Origin of the sequence: Allohahella sp. A8, assembly GCF_047946665.1 — a bacterium.
Taxonomy (GTDB): Bacteria; Pseudomonadota; Gammaproteobacteria; order Pseudomonadales; family Oleiphilaceae; genus Allohahella.
This window is the reverse complement of the sequence record NZ_CP172312.1, coordinates 1,510,834-1,526,343: the sequence shown is the minus strand read 5'-3', so window position 1 is coordinate 1,526,343 and position 15,510 is coordinate 1,510,834. Positions and strand designations below refer to the sequence as shown.

Here is a 15,510-nt window from a genome sequence, read left to right as displayed (position 1 = left end):
GGCAGTCGGAGGCGCTGTCGCATGCCGGGATTGATTCTGCCACTGCTGCTGCTGGCCCTGCTGTCGATACTTGCGCTCCTGATATCGGTCACTGTCGGTAGCTCCTCTGTGCCCATCGACGAAGTCTGGGCGGTATTCATGGGCGAGGGCAGTGCTCTGGCCCAGACACTCGTGCTCGATCTTCGTCTGCCGCGGTCGTTGGCGGCTTTTGCCACAGGCGGCTTACTGGCCGTTGCTGGTGCACTGATGCAGGTGCTTCTGCGGAATCCGCTCGCCGATCCTTATGTACTCGGCCTTTCTGGCGGTGCCGCTGTAGGCGCGCTGGCTGCGATGGTGGCAGGCATGGGCGCGCTCATTGTTTCCGGTGCGGCTTTCGCAGGCGCATTGCTGTCGACTCTGCTCGTTTTTGGCCTTGCTCATGGCACGGGCAGCTGGACGCCTTCGCGTCTTCTGCTCACTGGTGTGGTGGTCGCAGCCGGTTGGGGCGCTTTCATCACCTTGATGCTTGCGCTCAGCCCCGCCAGTCGTCTGCCCGGTATGTTGTATTGGTTGATGGGCGATCTTTCTTATGCCCACAGCCCCTGGTACGCACTTGTTATTCTGCTCGCCGTCTGTTTCCTCGTTATCCCGCTCGGGCGGAGTCTTAACGTGCTCGCACGCGGACCGCTGCAGGCGGCTGCACTTGGAGTCGCTGTCAAGCCGATGGAATGGGGCATCTATGTGATAGCCAGTCTGCTCACGGCCGTTGCCGTGACGACAGCTGGCAGTATCGGCTTTGTCGGTCTGGTGGTGCCACATATGCTGCGCCTGATCCTGGGCAACGACCAGCGCCTGATACTTCCGGCCTGCGCCCTCGCCGGCGGCATGCTCCTGACATTGGCCGATACCCTGGCTCGCACGGTGATCGCGCCGGAGCAGTTGCCGGTTGGTGTGATCACGGCGCTCCTTGGCGTGCCGACATTCCTGCTATTGCTGCACCGGAGTCGCTGATGAGTCGCCTGTCGCTGAAAAATCTTGTTATCGATATTCCGGGCCGGTTAGACGGCAGACCACTGGACTTCGTCATCGAGGCAGGTCAGGTCTGGGGCGTGCTTGGGCCAAACGGCGCGGGTAAGACGACACTGCTGCATACCATCGCAGGCCTGCGCGCGCCCCGATCAGGCGATGTGCTGTTAGACGGTGACTCACTGAGCAAGCTGCGCCGACGTGCGGTCGCACAGAAGCTGGGGCTGGTGTTTCAGGAACGTCATGACGATTTTCCCGCCACAGTGCTCGAGACTGCCTTGATCGGTAGGCATCCGTATCTGTCGTCGTGGCAGATGGAGCGGGCTGATGATATCGAACAGGCGAAGAAGGCACTGGCGCGGCTGGATGTGGCTCACCTACAGGACCGCCTCGTCAACACCCTGTCCGGTGGCGAGCGACAGCGGGTCGCCATCGCCACGGTGCTCACCCAGGCCCCTGCGATCTGGCTCGCAGACGAACCGACCAATCACCTCGACCTGCATCACCAGACAGCGACTATGGCACTACTGGCAGACGAAGCCAGTGCGGGGCATGCCGTTGTGCTTTGCCTGCACGATCTGAATCTGGCCGCACGCTGGTGCGATCACCTACTGCTGCTGTTCCCGGATGGCGAGGCGTGTTGGGGGGCGGCTGACAGCATGCTGGTACCCGGCGCGCTGGAGCGTTTGTACGGTCAGCGCTTATCTGTTGCTGAGATTGACGGTGCACCAGTATTTGTACCCAGAAGATAGGTTCAGCGAACAACAACCCGTACTCCCCACACACAGAACAGGAGCCTTATCGTGCGCGAAGATGCCAAGCAACCTGAGCGCCATGCCCGTCGCATGGCCGCAAAACAGAAAGTTATGCAGGAGCGGATTGCCAACGCTCAGAAAGAGCAGGGCGTTCTGCTGGTGTTGACTGGTCCTGGAAAGGGCAAGAGCAGTTCGGCCTTTGGCATGGCCGCACGAGCGCTCGGTCACGGCATGAAAGTAGGTATCGTGCAGTTCATCAAGGGCGCCTTCAGCACTGGTGAGCAGGCATTCTTCAAGGATCTGCCGAACGTCGACTATCACGTGATGGGGCAGGGCTATACCTGGGACACACAGGATCGGGAAAAAGATGAAAAAGCCGCCGCGGAAGCTTGGAGCATTGCCGCAAAGATGCTGTCGGATGAGCGCTACGGGCTCGTTCTGCTCGATGAACTCAACATCGCCCTCCGCTATGAATACCTCGATATCGACCAGGTACTCGACGATCTTCAGGGCCGCCCCGCCATGCAGCATGCCGTTGTGACGGGACGAAATGCACCACAGCAGCTCATCGAGCTGGCCGACACCGTCACTGAAATGAAAGTGGTCAAGCACGCCTTCAAGGATCAGGGTATCAAGGCCCAGAAAGGCATAGAGCTCTAGGGACGCATGAAATGACGACGCTGATGATCCAGGGCACGACCTCAGACGCTGGCAAGACTACCGTAGTGGCAGCACTGTGCCGCTGGCTGGCAAGACAGGGTGTGTCGGTCGCGCCGTTCAAGCCGCAAAATATGGCGCTAAACAGTGCTGTCACCATGGATGGCGGGGAGATCGGCCGGTCAACAGCCCTGCAGGCACTGGCCTGTGGCATCGAACCACACAGCGATATGAACCCGGTCTTACTCAAGCCGCAGACAGACTGTGGCGCTCAGGTCATCCTGCGCGGCAAGGTCTTCGGCAACATGGACGCGCTGGATTACCACGCGTATAAGGCTGAAGCCATGAAGTCGGTGCTGGCAGCATGGGAAGCGCTCAGCAGTCGCTACGACGTGATCATCGCCGAAGGTGCCGGCAGCCCGGCAGAAATCAACCTGCGTGCCAACGACATTGCAAACATGGGTTTCGCCGAAGCCATCGATTGCCCGGTGCTACTGGTTGGAGATATTGATCGCGGCGGCGTGTTCGCCCAGCTCGTCGGCACACTTGCACTGTTGTCCGAGCGTGAGCAGGCGCGCACCCAGGGTTTTATCATCAACCGCTTCAGAGGCGATATTGCGCTGCTGCAGCCAGGGCTGGACTGGCTCGAGGCGCGCACGGGCAAGCCGGTGAACGGCGTTCTGCCTTATCTCCATGGTCTGCTGATCGATGCAGAAGACGGTGTCGCCACAGGCGGTGAGAGCGACAAGGGTGCACTGAGAATCGTTGTGCCGGTACCGCCCCGGATCAGTAATCATAACGATTTTGATCCCTTGCGACTTCACCCAGGCGTAGATCTGATTTTTGTTGGCCCTGACCAGCCCATTCCGCCGGCGGATGTCATCCTGCTGCCGGGCAGCAAGAGCACCTGCCACGACCTCGCCTGGCTGCGACAGCAAGGCTGGGCAGAAGTGATTCAAAGACATCTGCGTTACGGCGGCAGGGTCTTTGGCATCTGCGGTGGGTTTCAGATGCTCGGCAAGGATGTGCAGGACCCCGATGGGCTGGAAGGCCAGGCAGGTTCTGTGAAAGGCTTCGGGCTGCTCGACATGACTACCCGCATGGTGGTCGGCAAGCAGCTTGCCAATGTCAAAGGCACCATCGCTTTTGGTCCGGGTCGACCAACTTTGACGGGCTATGAAATTCATAATGGGGTCTCAAGTGGTCCAGCGCTCGAACGCCCACTGGCATGGATCGGTAAGCGTCCGGATGGTGCCGTCAGTGCTGACGGCCAGATCATGGGGACTTACCTGCACGGCATCTTCGATGACCCCGGCGCCTGTGAAGCGCTGCTTCTGCAACTTGGAATGAAAGAAAATACCCACCGGGCGATCGATTACCATCATCACCGCCAGCAACAGCTGGACCGACTCGCAGACTCTGTAGAAAACAGCCTGGACTGCGAATGGCTACGGAGACTATTGAAAGTTGCTTAAATACAATCAGCTGTGCCTGCGCGCACTCTGCGTTCAAATCCTGACCCTGAGTATCATTCTATTCTGCGCGGCCCCTACGCAGGCAAAAATGCTCTTTGGCATCGTCTCCGAGCGATCTGCGCCGTCGCTGGCAGCAGGCGCAGATGATTTTCTGCGAAAACATCCCAGGCACAAGCTGGCTCTGCGTACGCCTGATCAAATCGCTGAACTCTCCGACGCAGAGTTGCAGGCGCTCATGACTGCCGCTGATGCCATCCTGATGGCGGCAGTCTTTGGGGACGAGGTGGTGCCGCGGCTGGAGCGCCTGCTAAAAACCCTTCCGCCGCAAAAGCCACTGCTGGTCGTGCACTCCGATCGACGCCTGGTGACCCGTTCACGCCTCGAAGGTAGTGCGGTGTTTGCAGGTCTGGATATCGAGGCCATCGAAGCACTTGGCGAAAGCCCCGCTCCGGACGAGGATGCCGAGCAGCACCGCATGGATCTGGCAAGCCGCTTTCCAGAACAGGCGGAGTGGCTGGAAGGGCAGGCTTACTGGGAGGGGCGCGGCAGTGACAATCTTGCCGCATTGCTGGCCTGGATGCTGGACCTTGAGGCGCCGAAGCCGAGACCACTGGCCGCAGTGCGTTATTATCAAGGTGGCGAGGTCGTGCGGGGCCCGAAGCTCCACAGCGAGCAGCCGCTCGTTGCAGTACTCGACCTCGACTCAGGTGACGAGGCTGGAAACCGGGCCTTGCTCGATACATTATGTCAGGCGCTACAGGACAAAGATCTGCAATGTCTGGGTGTACTCGCCCGCTGGGGCGCCGCAAGTCGTCTCGCGCTCGAGAAGCTGACAGCTTACCCTCAACTTACCGGCATCATCAGTTTGCAGGATTTTGTCATAGGCGGTGGTGGTGAGCGCGAAGCTGCGATTACTGCGCTGGAGCAACTTGATGTGCCCCTATACAAGGGCATCCGCCTGGCAGATCGCACAGCCGCCCAGTGGCGGATCTCTGAAGACGGCATGCCATGGGAGGCGGTGAATTATCAGCTCGCCATGCCCGAGCTGCAGGGCGCCTCGCAGCCGATCTTGCTGGCCGCCGCCGGAGCGCCTTACATCCACGAAGCCACTGGCCTGCGTCTACAGATCAGTCAACCGGTGCAGGCGCAGATCGACTCGCTCACCGAGCGAGTGAAACGCTGGAGTCAACTGCAGCAAAAGGCCAACGCCGATAAGCGGCTCGCGATCATTTACTATAACCACCCGCCCGGCCGGCACAATGTCGGCGCCGACAATCTCGATGTGCCAGCGACGCTTTGGGACATGCTCAATGCGCTCGCAGCATCGGGTTACGACACCGGTGAGTTGCCTGATTCTCCGGCCGCGCTGCTGGAGCAAATTCAGCAGCGCGGCATCAACCTGCCCGAGGACCGCCAGGCGCTGAAAGCACTTTATGGGCAGGTCGAAAGCCTTGGAACAGACGCGTACAAAAGCTATTTCGCCACGCTACCGCCTGCCGTGCAGGATGAACTTGTGCTCGGGCCACTGGGCTACCTTCAGGCACAGCTGAAGGAGGCGGTGCGTCTCGGCGAAATCGAACTGGGCCGGCAGCTCATGGATCGTACGCTGGGCGACATCCACCACCTGCTGGAAGGGACCCAGCACGCCGGGCGACCACGAGCACTGGACCTTCTGGATCAGTTGGCAGTGCTCATTGAAGCACTGCTGACAGGTGAGTCCAAGGACTGGGGGGCCGCAGAGGCAATCGTCGACGCACTGGCGCGGATAGGTATCGAAGGTATCAAGGGCTGGGGCGAGCCTCCTGGATGGAGCATGACCTACAAAAACCGAATGCTGTTCCCGGGGCTACGCTTCGGCAAGATCTTCATAGGCCCGCAACCACCGCGTGGCTGGGAGCTCAACGAGGAGCTGCTGCACGCCAACACAACTATTCCGCCCACGCATCAGTACCTGGCGTTCTATCATTGGCTTCGCGAGCAGTTCAAGGCTGATGCCATCGTTCACCTTGGCCGGCATTCGACCTATGAATTCCTGCCACGCCGCCGCGCTGCGATGGGCGCTGATGACTATCCCTTGCTGGTAGCGGGGCATGTTCCAGGGATCTATCCCTACATCGTCGATGGTGTAGGCGAGGGTATCCAGGCCAAGCGTCGGGGTCTTGCGGTCATGATCGATCATCTTACGCCACCGTTGAAGACGACCCCACTCTACGACGAGTTGCTAGAGCTGCGCCAGCTGGTGGAAACCTGGGAGTCAGCGAGTGCCGGCAGCAGCGCCACGCTTGCCGGGCGAGCCATGCTGAAGATCCGTGAGACGGTGGAGGCGCTGGAGCTCCAGGATGAGCTGATCGGCACGATTGCCGAAGAGCATGGCATAGATGGTCTGACCTACGAGAACGTCGACGAAGCGATGCTGGTGCATGAGATCGGCCATTACCTGACGGATCTGCAGGAAGCCTTCATGCCGCATGGGCTGCATGTCTTCGGTCGTGACTGGGCGACAGAGGCCGTCGACATGATGCTTGAATCGATGGGCGACGAAACCGCCCGTAAAGCACTGACCATTTCACCCGGCGCCGAGCATTCAGCACTCCTGTCAGCGCTCGAGGGCAAGTTCGTGCGGCCAGGGAAGGGCAACGACCCTATACGTTCGCCAGATGCCCTGCCGACCGGTCGAAACTTTCATGCGCTCGATGGCAGCGTCCTGCCAACTCAACTGGCTTACGATCTTGGCCAGGAGCTGGCAGACAAGGCACGGACCAAAGGCGCTGGCGACGAGGGTCGTTCCGCCGTGGTGCTATGGGCCTCTGATACTGTCCGGGATGAGGGCGCCATGGTCGCCTTCGGTATGAGCCTGCTCGGTGTCAGGCCAGTCTGGAATAGCCGGGGCATCATCTCGGAGCTGGAGCGTTTGCCGCTCACCGAGCGTGAATCGTCAGAAGGGAAGCCCATTCCTGCACAACGCCAGGACGTACTCTTTACCACCTCCGGACTGTTTCGCGACCTGTATCCGAATCTGCTGATCTGGCTCGATCGTTCGGTCCTGCTTGCTCTGGACGGCGCCAGCCTGACGATTCAGGCAGAGCACCCGGAGCTTGCCGAGGCGCTGAAGGGCGCGCTCGAGCCACTTGGTGAACTTCGCAGACCTGGAAACGAGCGCCTTGACGCCAACGAGGTTGCCGCCAACTGGGTCGCTGAGACCCGAGCCTCGCTGAATGATGCCCTTGAGCCGCAGCAGTCGGGTCGTCTGGCGAGCCTGCGAATATTCGGCGATGCACCGGGCGCCTACGGCGCAGGCGTGAACCGTCTCGTCGAACGCTCAGGTGCCTGGGAGGATCGTAGCGAAGTCGCGGCCGCTTACCTGCAGCGCATGGGGCATGCCTATGGGGTCGGTCACAACGGCACTGCGGCGCATGCCAGCTTCAAGCAGGGGCTGCAGGCGGTGCAACAGACCTACCTTGGGCGGGCGAGCAATCTTTACGGCCTGCTGGACAACAACGACGCCTTTGATTATCTCGGTGGGCTGAGCCTTGCCGTGGAGACGGTTAGCGGCCAGGTGCCGGAAGGTAGGGTGATTGAGCATGCAAGGGCCGACAACGCCAGTATCGAACGTTTAGATGTCGCGCTCAAACAGGAGCTCAGGGGCCGCTACCTCAATCCCGCCTGGATACAGCCACTCATGAACCACGATTACGCCGGGGCACGAACGATGGGTAGTGAGTTCCTCGAGTATCTCTGGGGCTGGCAGGTGACGAACCCCGACATTATCAAGAGCTGGGTCTGGGACGAGGTGAAAAGCGTCTATCTCGATGATAAACACAGTCTGGGCCTTGATGAATTTCTTGAGCAGGGCTCCAACGTCCACGTCAAAGCCAATATGGAAGCCATCCTCCTGGTCGCCGCTCACAAAGGTTTCTGGAAGGCGGACGATACAACGCTCGATGAGCTGGCCGAGCAGTTCGCTACACATGTGGTCGAGAACGGTCTACCCGGTAGCGGTCATACGCGGCCTGGCCACCCGATGCTCAGCTGGATTGAGCCCCGTCTGGATGAGCCCCTGCGGGAGGCGTTTCAGCAGGCGAGAGAGGCCGCTCGGCAGCCTGAGCCGGAGGCCTTGCAGCAGCCGGTGAGCATCACCGAAATTCAGGCGACGGAACAGACGCCTCAAAAGCCGGAAAAATCTGAAGAAGCGCCCGCGGCCGAACCCCCAGCGAACGAACCCGTAGGTGACAATCAGCTGCTATGGCTGACAGCAGCGATGTTGTTACTGCTACTTCTGGGTGGTCTTCTACATGGTGCCCGTGGCCACGCCACTCAACTCAACGATAAGAAAATCCGGAGAATTGATGAGCATTGACGTCCTGAGCCACCTGACTCACGAATTCGTGGGCCTGCTGCTGGCGCCGGTATTGCTGTTATTGATCATCGCAGTCGCTGCTGCCATTTGGGAGGCCGGTATCAGCCTCGCGGAGCGCTGGTGGGCCTTACCGAGGATAAAGCGAAGTGGCAGCATTGAAGCCGCTGCGGAGTTGGGGCGGCGACGCATCGAGCGCGCAGACCTGCTGGCGAGAGTGGGTCCCATGCTCGGCCTAATGGGCACCCTCATTCCGTTGGGGCCGGGGCTCGCTGCACTCGGTCGTGGCGAACTGGAGGTGCTTGCTGAAGCCGTCACGGTTGCTTTCGATACGACCGTCATGGGCCTCCTCATCGGCATTATCGGATTTATTCTGGCAAGGCTTCGGCGGCGTTGGTACGACCAGGTGCTGGATGCGCTGGAATCTGCAGCACAATGAAAAGACGCGATCTCCTGCGTAGTCGCTTCGATGGTGAAAGTGAGGAACCTCTCGGGCCGCTGGCCAATCTCGTCGACATCATGCTCGTATTCGCCTGCGGCCTCATTGCAGCGCTTTTTGCCAGCAGCGAGCAACTTCAGACGCACTTGCAACAGCGTTCGCAAATCGTGGAGCAGGGGCGTGAGCTGCCGGATCTGCCTGAGGGTATAGGCGAGGCGGGACAGGGTTTCGAGCCGATGGGCCGTGTCTACCGTGACCCGCGTAGCGGTAAGCTCATACTCGTCGGCGAGGAGACCAAAAAACCATGACGCAAAATGTGAACGAGCCTTTTAGCGAGGCTGAGGTACGAGGGCTCTACCGCGCCATACATGAGCGACGCGATGTGCGCTCACAGTTTCGACCAGACCCCATACCGGCAAACGTGCTGGCGCGCCTGCTGCAAGCTGCCCATCATGCGCCATCCGTCGGGTTCATGCAGCCTTGGGATTTCCTCGTCATCGATAGCGTGTCTATCCGCAAGGACGTGCTGGCCATCTTCGACAGCGAGAATGAGAAGGCTGCAAACAACTACACCGGCGAGCAGGGGGCCAACTACCGCAGCCTGAAACTGCAGGGCATACTCGAAAGTCCGCTCAATATTTGCATTACCTGCAATCGCAGTCGTGGCGGTACCCACGTGCTGGGCCGCAATTCCATAGTGGAAACAGATCTGTTCAGTACCTGTCTTGCCGTTCAGAATCTCTGGTTGGCAGCACGGGCTGAGGGAATTGGCGTTGGCTGGGTGAGCATTCTGAATCAGGCGCAACTCAGCCAAACGCTGAGACTACCCCCAGAGGTCTATCCACTGGCCTATCTCTGTATTGGCTACGTGAGCGAGTTTCTCGACCAGCCTGAGCTTCAGGCGGCCGGCTGGCGGAGCCGTCTGCCGCTCGAGGCGCTGGTGCATGGCAGCACCTGGGGGGAGCGTCTGCAGGACCAGAGCCTGTGTAGAGCACTGGCGGATATCCGCGTTGATACCTGAGAGGCAGCAAACGTCTATCATGCGCCAGCCTATCGTAGCTGACTGTCCTTGCTGCCACGACGGTTGAAGCTGCTGCTCGCTGCGTTGTCCTGGTCTGCCGCAGTCTGGCAGGCAATGCATCGCCGCACACCAGGCAGCGCCCGCCGACGTGCCTCAGCGATCGGCTCGTCGCAGTCCTCACAGCGTATCAGGCTGTCACCTTGTGTAAGTCTGCTGCGCGCCTGCTGAACAGCGTCTTCGACGCTTGCGTCAATCTGATCCTGTACGGCCCCGTCCCGGGCCCAACCCCCAGCCATAATAGACTCCTGCCTAGTTGTTTCATTCAACCTTATCTTCAAGTACGGATTCACGGCGGCAAATGACTCTTCGGTGCTAGAATGAAGTTGTCGTCCAAGCATGATCACAGGTGAGTCATGGCCAGCAATACAACGAACAGAAGCAAGACCGACCAGGTGCTTGAAGAGCAGCGCAGGTACATTGCCCAGCGCGAGAAAGGCTATCGGGAGCAGGCACTCAAGCTTTACCCGTGGGTCTGTGGGCGTTGCGCCCGTGAATTTTCGGGCAAGAACCTACGTGAGCTGACCGTGCATCATGTCAACCATAATCATGATGACAATCCGTCAGATGGCAGTAATTGGGAGCTGCTCTGTCTCTATTGTCATGATGAAGAGCACAGCAAATTCGAAGCCTTTGTCCGCTACGGCGGTGGTGGAGAAAACAAGCGCGAAGCAGCGACCTTCAACCCTTTCGCTGGCCTCAAGGAAGCGCTGGAGAAAAAGAAGTAGCCCAAGGTCACAAGCGCTCAGACCAGCTGCATTCGGCAGGCGCAGGCCGTGGCGGCGGCGCGGTTGCTCACTTTCAGCTTGCGGTAAATGTGCTGGACGTGCGTCCGCACCGTGGTCACCGATAGTTTCAGTTCATCTGCAATGCCCTGGTTCTTGAGACCTCTCGATAAGAGAATAAGCACTTGCGTTTCCCGGGTCGTCAGCGCTTCTGCTAACCCGGTCTGGGGGGTTGGGGCTATCGTTGCGCTGGCCCGGCCAGCAATCTGGTCCAGTAGCTGCGACAAGCTGTGGCGCAGTGTTGGCTCCAGGGCTTCCTCCGGAAAGATCCGCCAGAGCAGGAAGGGGTCTGCCAGAACGCCAAGGAGAGATTCTGTCTCGAGCTGGCCAGCCACGCGCATGAACAGGCTGAGGGCCTGTTCCTCGCGCCGGCTACGATAGAGGCAGACCGCCCGCAGCACGTCCACCTCCAGCGTTCTCAGCCATTGACCGGTCCGCATCAGGTGGCCCTGTACCCTGTCCAGTAGCGGGAACAGGGTTTCCGCAGGCAGTTGATGCAGGCGCATCTTGATGCGCCAGAGTAGAGCGGTCTGCTCCTGCAGCGAGCATCCGTCGAGTTCGATGCCTTCGGTCGGCGGGAGGCGAATCAGATCATGCGTTTCGCTGCCTGTCATGATCTGTAGCGCATCGTTCATGGTGGCGGCGGATGCAAACCAGTAGGAGCGCGAGGTAGCGCTTGACTGCAGCGACGCAAGCTCATGAATGACCTGTCGTGCCGAATAGATGTCGCCGCGCAGAAGGAGAAGGTCAGCACGTAAGGTTACGAGCAGATTGTTCTTGAGGATATCCTGCGCGATTCGCGGCTGCCCCTGAAATAACTCGGCGCGCTTGCCGAGCGGCTGCAGCTTACCTGCCATCCTGTCCAGCAGGAGTTCGAGCATATCCAGCCAATCATAGGCACTGGCCAGCGAGACACCGTTATCGACAAGCCGGCCTCTCAGGGCCTGAAGACTCTGCTCCGCCTGCCTTCGCCGACATGACAGTATCAGCATCCAGAAATTGAATATCGAGAACGTAAGGTGCAAGGCCCAGGACATCATGGCCTCGGTTTGTGCCAGTCCGGTGGCCACGACAGGAAAAAGTTTCGCCATGTCGCCGGCCTGGGCGAGACTGAAGGCTTCCTGAAGCAGCACTACAGGATTGGTCGGCGCACATCTCGAAGTGCCTTGCACCCACTCCTGACAGGTCATCACACCCTGCTGGGTCAATTCTGAGTAGAGCTGGATTTCGGCGATGAAACGACCCAGGCGTTCCTCACTCATATACTTGCCGAGGGTTTCCGGCTTGCTGTGCCGTAGCAGTTCGAGAACCCGCTGAAAATAACGCATGATCTCTAGATCGCTGCCCTGATAGATGGCACAGCGGACGGCGCAAATCAGTAGGATGGGGTGCCGAATTTCACAGGCTTCGTCCAGGAGGTTGATCCAGCGTCGCAAGTCGTAGACGTGGAGGCGGGCAGTGAGTTCGTCGGCGTTTGCCAGCAAAAGTGTTTCCAGTTTTGACCAGTCTTCCAGCCGGAGGCAGGCCTCGATCGCCATGGACTGGAAGCCCTTGCGCTCCAGCCAGCCCCTGCACCGGGTCAGTGTTGCTTTGGGCAGCGTCACAGCGTACGTCGACAGAACAAGCTCCACGAGCGGCTTGCTGTTGAGCTGCAGCGTCTGCTCCTTCGTGAGGCGACGCGCAAGCAGTCCAGAGACCTGCAGATTTTGCAGGGCCTGATCGAAGTCCTTCAGGCCCTCCTCATCAGTGAACAGTGCGTGAGGCAAGGGGCCGAGCCACAGCAGCAGCCACATGAGCTCTTGCTCTCCGATCTCGAAGCGCATGCCATTTCGTGCCAGCCAATCGGATACCGTCGTCCGCAGGTGTTCTTCACCATGCGAAACCGGCGTAAGCAAACGCTCACTGGACCTGACGAGTAAATCGGATACCAGCCCTGGCCAGCCTTTCGTCAAGGTGAACAACTGTTCGCTGGTGTGCTGGGCCCGACAGTCGGCGGGCAGGAGTTCGTGCAGTACGCAGACTTCCGCAGGGGTCATGGCGAGGTCGTTGAACGCGAAGTAATAGGCAAATTCACGCATGAAACCGGACGCACAGCGGGACTCAAGGCGAGCCGCTTCCGGATAAAAGGCTGTAAGCACAATGATCCGCTGATCGGCATCAGCGTCACGGCAGAGCGCTGCTACCTCACTCCAGACCAGCATGTCGAAACCGAGCGGTCCCAGATCGAGAATGAGTGCTGCTGAAGACCTGGGTGCGCACGACGCCCTGGTCGCCTCGAGGACTTTCGCAGGGGCTGAGGGCAGCTTCTCAAGCAGCTCGGCGCTCATCTTCCGGGCGCTTCCGTCTCGACGCCACTTGAAGTATCGATACGGCAGGTTGCGGGTTGCTAACCACTGCAAGACACCGCGGCGCTTACCGCTGCCCTGGGGCGAATGAACGATCAGGCGCTCATGCTCCGACAACAGCCGGAACAGCGCCGGATGCGCTCTGACGAGGCTGAAGCGCGGATGAGCCTGGAGGTGCTCCCTCTCGGTGTTAGCGGTGCGATCCATACAAACGTTCTTGGCGTGAAATGGTTTTTTTGGAACTACTTGTAATTCGGCGAAGGCAAAATGGTACAGGTGTAAACAGAGACTGTGAGTCAGCACGCAGAAAAAACGTGACAAGTGTCACGCTTCCAATCTGTGCCTTGTCGCCTGAAAGAAAAGTCATCCTTTCATAGGATATGAGCACACCTGCGCAGGCTCTAGTGTGTCGCATCACTCAAATGGGTGATGCAAGTGAAACAGGATGCCCGCTCTCCAAGACAGGACCATAACAATGAAAAACACCTTCAAACGCCGGCTGATGCTGGCGGCCATTACGTGTGCGATCGCAGGAGCACCCTCCGGCGCCCAAGCCTCCCTCTGGGAAAAGGATGCTGCAGAAGAGCCTGCCGACACCCCTATCATTCGCTGGTGGGACGACGGTCTGGCAGGTACTTTGCACCTGCTTCAAAGCGTTACCAATCTGAACAAGAACAATATCATAGACACCAACGGCACCTACCCAGAGAACGTAGCCTGTGACGCTGACACGGCCGGGGCACGTACGACCGAGGGCAATTGCAACGACCTCGACCAGACCCGTATGGGCAGCGAAGGCATGCGCTTTGGTCGCAACGTGCCGCTCAACTCGGCGTACGCCGACGAAGCAATGCTTATGGAGCCAAACCCCCGGATGATCAGCCGTGAGCTGATGACCCGCGATGACATCAAGGAAGTCGATTTCCTCAGTTATTGGGCGGCCGCCTGGATCCAGTTCATGACACACGACTGGTTCTCGCACAGGGATGATGCTGGTGCGCCACACGAGGTGCCACTGGATGCCGACGATCCGCTGGCCAGTGAACTGGGCGGCAGCATGGCTATCGCGAAAACCGAGGTCGATCCGACCTGGACCCCTTATGAAAACACACCGAAAGCCTACACCAACCGGCTTACGCACTGGTGGGATGGCTCTCAGCTCTACGGCAGCGATCAGGTGGTTCAGGATAGCCTGAGAACTTTTGAAGGCGGCAAGCTCATCATCGAACCCAGTGGCCGTTTGGCCGTCAATCCAGAGACCGGTCTGCCTGTCACCGGCTTCAGTGATAACTGGTGGCTCGGGCTGCAGATGTTCCATGAGCTGTTCGTGAAGGAACACAATGCGATTGCAGAGATGCTGGCTGCAAAATATCCCTCGTGGACCGACCAGCAGCTGTTCAACAAGGCTCGTCTGATCAACGCGGCGATTATGGCCAAGATTCACACTGTGGACTGGACACCCGCCATTCTTAAAACGACCAATACCAAGTTGGCGCTGAATCTGGACTGGGAAGTAGTTGTTGGCGGTGACAAGAATCTGCGTGACACGCCGTATAGCCTAACGGAGGAATTCGTGGCTGTGTACCGAATGCATCCCCTGATCCGTGACTCGGTGGATATGGTCGACTATCAGTCAGGCAAGGTGATCAAGGCTGTCAGTACCACCGATCAGGCTTTTCAGAAGGCGCCTGGGGTACTGGATTCATTGGGTAATGAGAACGTGTACTATTCGTTTGGTATGACCCACCCAGGTCAGCTGACCCCGCATAACTATCCGAAGTTCCTCCAGGAACTACGCATGCCCGATGGCCGTGTGCTGGATATGGCCGCACTCGACATTCTTCGCGATCGAGAGCGCGGTGTGCCCCGCTACAATGAGTTCAGACGACAGCTGAAGATGCCACCCATTAATGATTTTACGGATATCACGCCGGACAGGGCGCTCGCAGAGAAGATGCGCGAGGTCTACAACAACGATGTCGAATTGATTGACACCGTGGTCGGCCAACTGGCTGAAGGGTACCGCCCAGATGGTTTCGGCTTCAGTGATACGACCTTTCGGATATTTACCGTGATGGCGCCGCGACGATTCCAGTCAGACCGCTTCTATACCACCGACTTCAACGAACAGGTGTACACAAAAGAGGGTATGGCCTGGATCAAGGACGCCAACTTCCGCAGCGTTATTCTTCGACACGAGCCCGAACTGGGGAAAAAGATGGCATTGGTCGGCAACCCGTTCTTTCCATGGGATACCGACAGCTGCGATTGGCGTATTCAGGACAAGCTGAAGTGTGATTACCGCCGTCTCAAGCTGAAGTTCAGTCGGGACTGATTTCCACCCGAAGCGTTTACCAAGCTGCAACGACCACCCTAATCGTGGTCGTTGACTCGGGGGCCGGGGATTGCTAGATTCCCGCCCTGCCTTTCGGTGACCCTTTACGTTCAGGGTTTAAACGGGAAGTCGGTGCCAGTCCGACGCTGCCCCCGCAACGGTGATTGAGTCAAAAGCAACCAGTACGCCACTGTGTCATGACATGGGAAGGCGGTCTGCTTCGGCGCTTCGGCGCCGGCTCATCAGTCCGTAGACCGGCCAGAGGGGTCATGCCAGGTGTTG

Annotated in this window: 12 protein-coding genes and 1 riboswitch; of the genes, 10 read left to right on the top strand and 2 right to left on the bottom strand. The window is 59.0% G+C overall.

Annotated elements, in window-relative coordinates; genetic code table 11:
- Positions 1–21: 21 nt before the first annotated feature.
- The 8 genes from ACH3PB_RS06985 (at position 22) to bluB (ending at position 9,706) form a co-directional block, all read left to right on the top strand.
- Complete coding sequence (locus ACH3PB_RS06985; protein ID WP_416398710.1) at positions 22–990, top strand: FecCD family ABC transporter permease; 969 nt, start codon at positions 22–24, stop codon at positions 988–990.
- Positions 990–1,757 carry an ABC transporter ATP-binding protein gene (locus tag ACH3PB_RS06980; protein WP_416398709.1) on the top strand — a complete coding sequence of 256 codons (768 nt, stop codon included), beginning with the start codon at positions 990–992 and terminating at the stop codon, positions 1,755–1,757. The genes ACH3PB_RS06985 and ACH3PB_RS06980 overlap by 1 nt, the downstream gene beginning before the upstream one ends.
- 51 nt (positions 1,758–1,808) lie before the next feature.
- Entirely contained in the window at positions 1,809–2,420 is a 612-nt protein-coding gene (gene cobO / locus ACH3PB_RS06975; protein ID WP_416398708.1) for a cob(I)yrinic acid a,c-diamide adenosyltransferase, read from the top strand.
- Positions 2,421–2,431: 11 nt separating this feature from the next.
- Positions 2,432–3,892 (top strand): cobyric acid synthase, encoded by a 1,461-nt coding sequence (locus ACH3PB_RS06970; protein WP_416398707.1) that lies wholly within the window; start codon positions 2,432–2,434, stop codon positions 3,890–3,892.
- 88 nt (positions 3,893–3,980) lie between these two features.
- Positions 3,981–8,249, top strand: coding sequence for a cobaltochelatase subunit CobN (locus tag ACH3PB_RS06965; RefSeq protein WP_416398706.1), 4,269 nt, complete (start codon positions 3,981–3,983; stop codon positions 8,247–8,249).
- On the top strand, positions 8,239–8,685 hold the full coding sequence (locus tag ACH3PB_RS06960; protein ID WP_416398705.1) for a MotA/TolQ/ExbB proton channel family protein: 447 nt from the start codon (positions 8,239–8,241) through the stop codon (positions 8,683–8,685). Before ACH3PB_RS06965 ends, ACH3PB_RS06960 begins: the two co-directional genes overlap by 11 nt.
- The gene (locus ACH3PB_RS06955) at positions 8,682–8,993 is read left to right on the top strand and encodes a DUF2149 domain-containing protein (RefSeq protein WP_416398704.1); all 312 of its coding nucleotides are present in this window, start codon (positions 8,682–8,684) and stop codon (positions 8,991–8,993) included. Before ACH3PB_RS06960 ends, ACH3PB_RS06955 begins: the two co-directional genes overlap by 4 nt.
- On the top strand, positions 8,990–9,706 hold the full coding sequence (gene bluB / locus ACH3PB_RS06950) for a 5,6-dimethylbenzimidazole synthase (RefSeq protein ID WP_416398703.1): 717 nt from the start codon (positions 8,990–8,992) through the stop codon (positions 9,704–9,706). The genes ACH3PB_RS06955 and bluB overlap by 4 nt, the downstream gene beginning before the upstream one ends.
- Before the next feature lie 29 nt (positions 9,707–9,735).
- Here bluB and ACH3PB_RS06945 read toward each other — a convergent pair whose 3' ends face one another.
- Positions 9,736–10,002 (bottom strand): DksA/TraR family C4-type zinc finger protein, encoded by a 267-nt coding sequence (locus tag ACH3PB_RS06945; RefSeq protein ID WP_416398702.1) that lies wholly within the window; start codon positions 10,000–10,002, stop codon positions 9,736–9,738.
- A 117-nt stretch (positions 10,003–10,119) separates the two neighbouring features.
- Between ACH3PB_RS06945 and ACH3PB_RS06940 the strand changes: the two genes are divergently transcribed.
- The gene (locus tag ACH3PB_RS06940; RefSeq protein ID WP_416398701.1) at positions 10,120–10,491 is read left to right on the top strand and encodes a YajD family HNH nuclease; all 372 of its coding nucleotides are present in this window, start codon (positions 10,120–10,122) and stop codon (positions 10,489–10,491) included.
- A gap of 17 nt (positions 10,492–10,508) precedes the next feature.
- Here ACH3PB_RS06940 and ACH3PB_RS06935 read toward each other — a convergent pair whose 3' ends face one another.
- A complete protein-coding gene (locus ACH3PB_RS06935) occupies positions 10,509–13,100 on the bottom strand; it encodes a response regulator transcription factor (protein ID WP_416398700.1) in 2,592 nt (863 codons plus the stop codon).
- A 268-nt stretch (positions 13,101–13,368) separates the two neighbouring features.
- On the opposite strand from ACH3PB_RS06935, the gene ACH3PB_RS06930 reads away from it, so the two are divergent.
- Positions 13,369–15,228 (top strand): peroxidase family protein, encoded by a 1,860-nt coding sequence (locus tag ACH3PB_RS06930; RefSeq protein ID WP_416398699.1) that lies wholly within the window; start codon positions 13,369–13,371, stop codon positions 15,226–15,228.
- A gap of 77 nt (positions 15,229–15,305) precedes the next feature.
- Positions 15,306–15,506, top strand: a riboswitch (cobalamin riboswitch).
- The last annotated feature ends 4 nt before the right edge of the window (positions 15,507–15,510 follow it).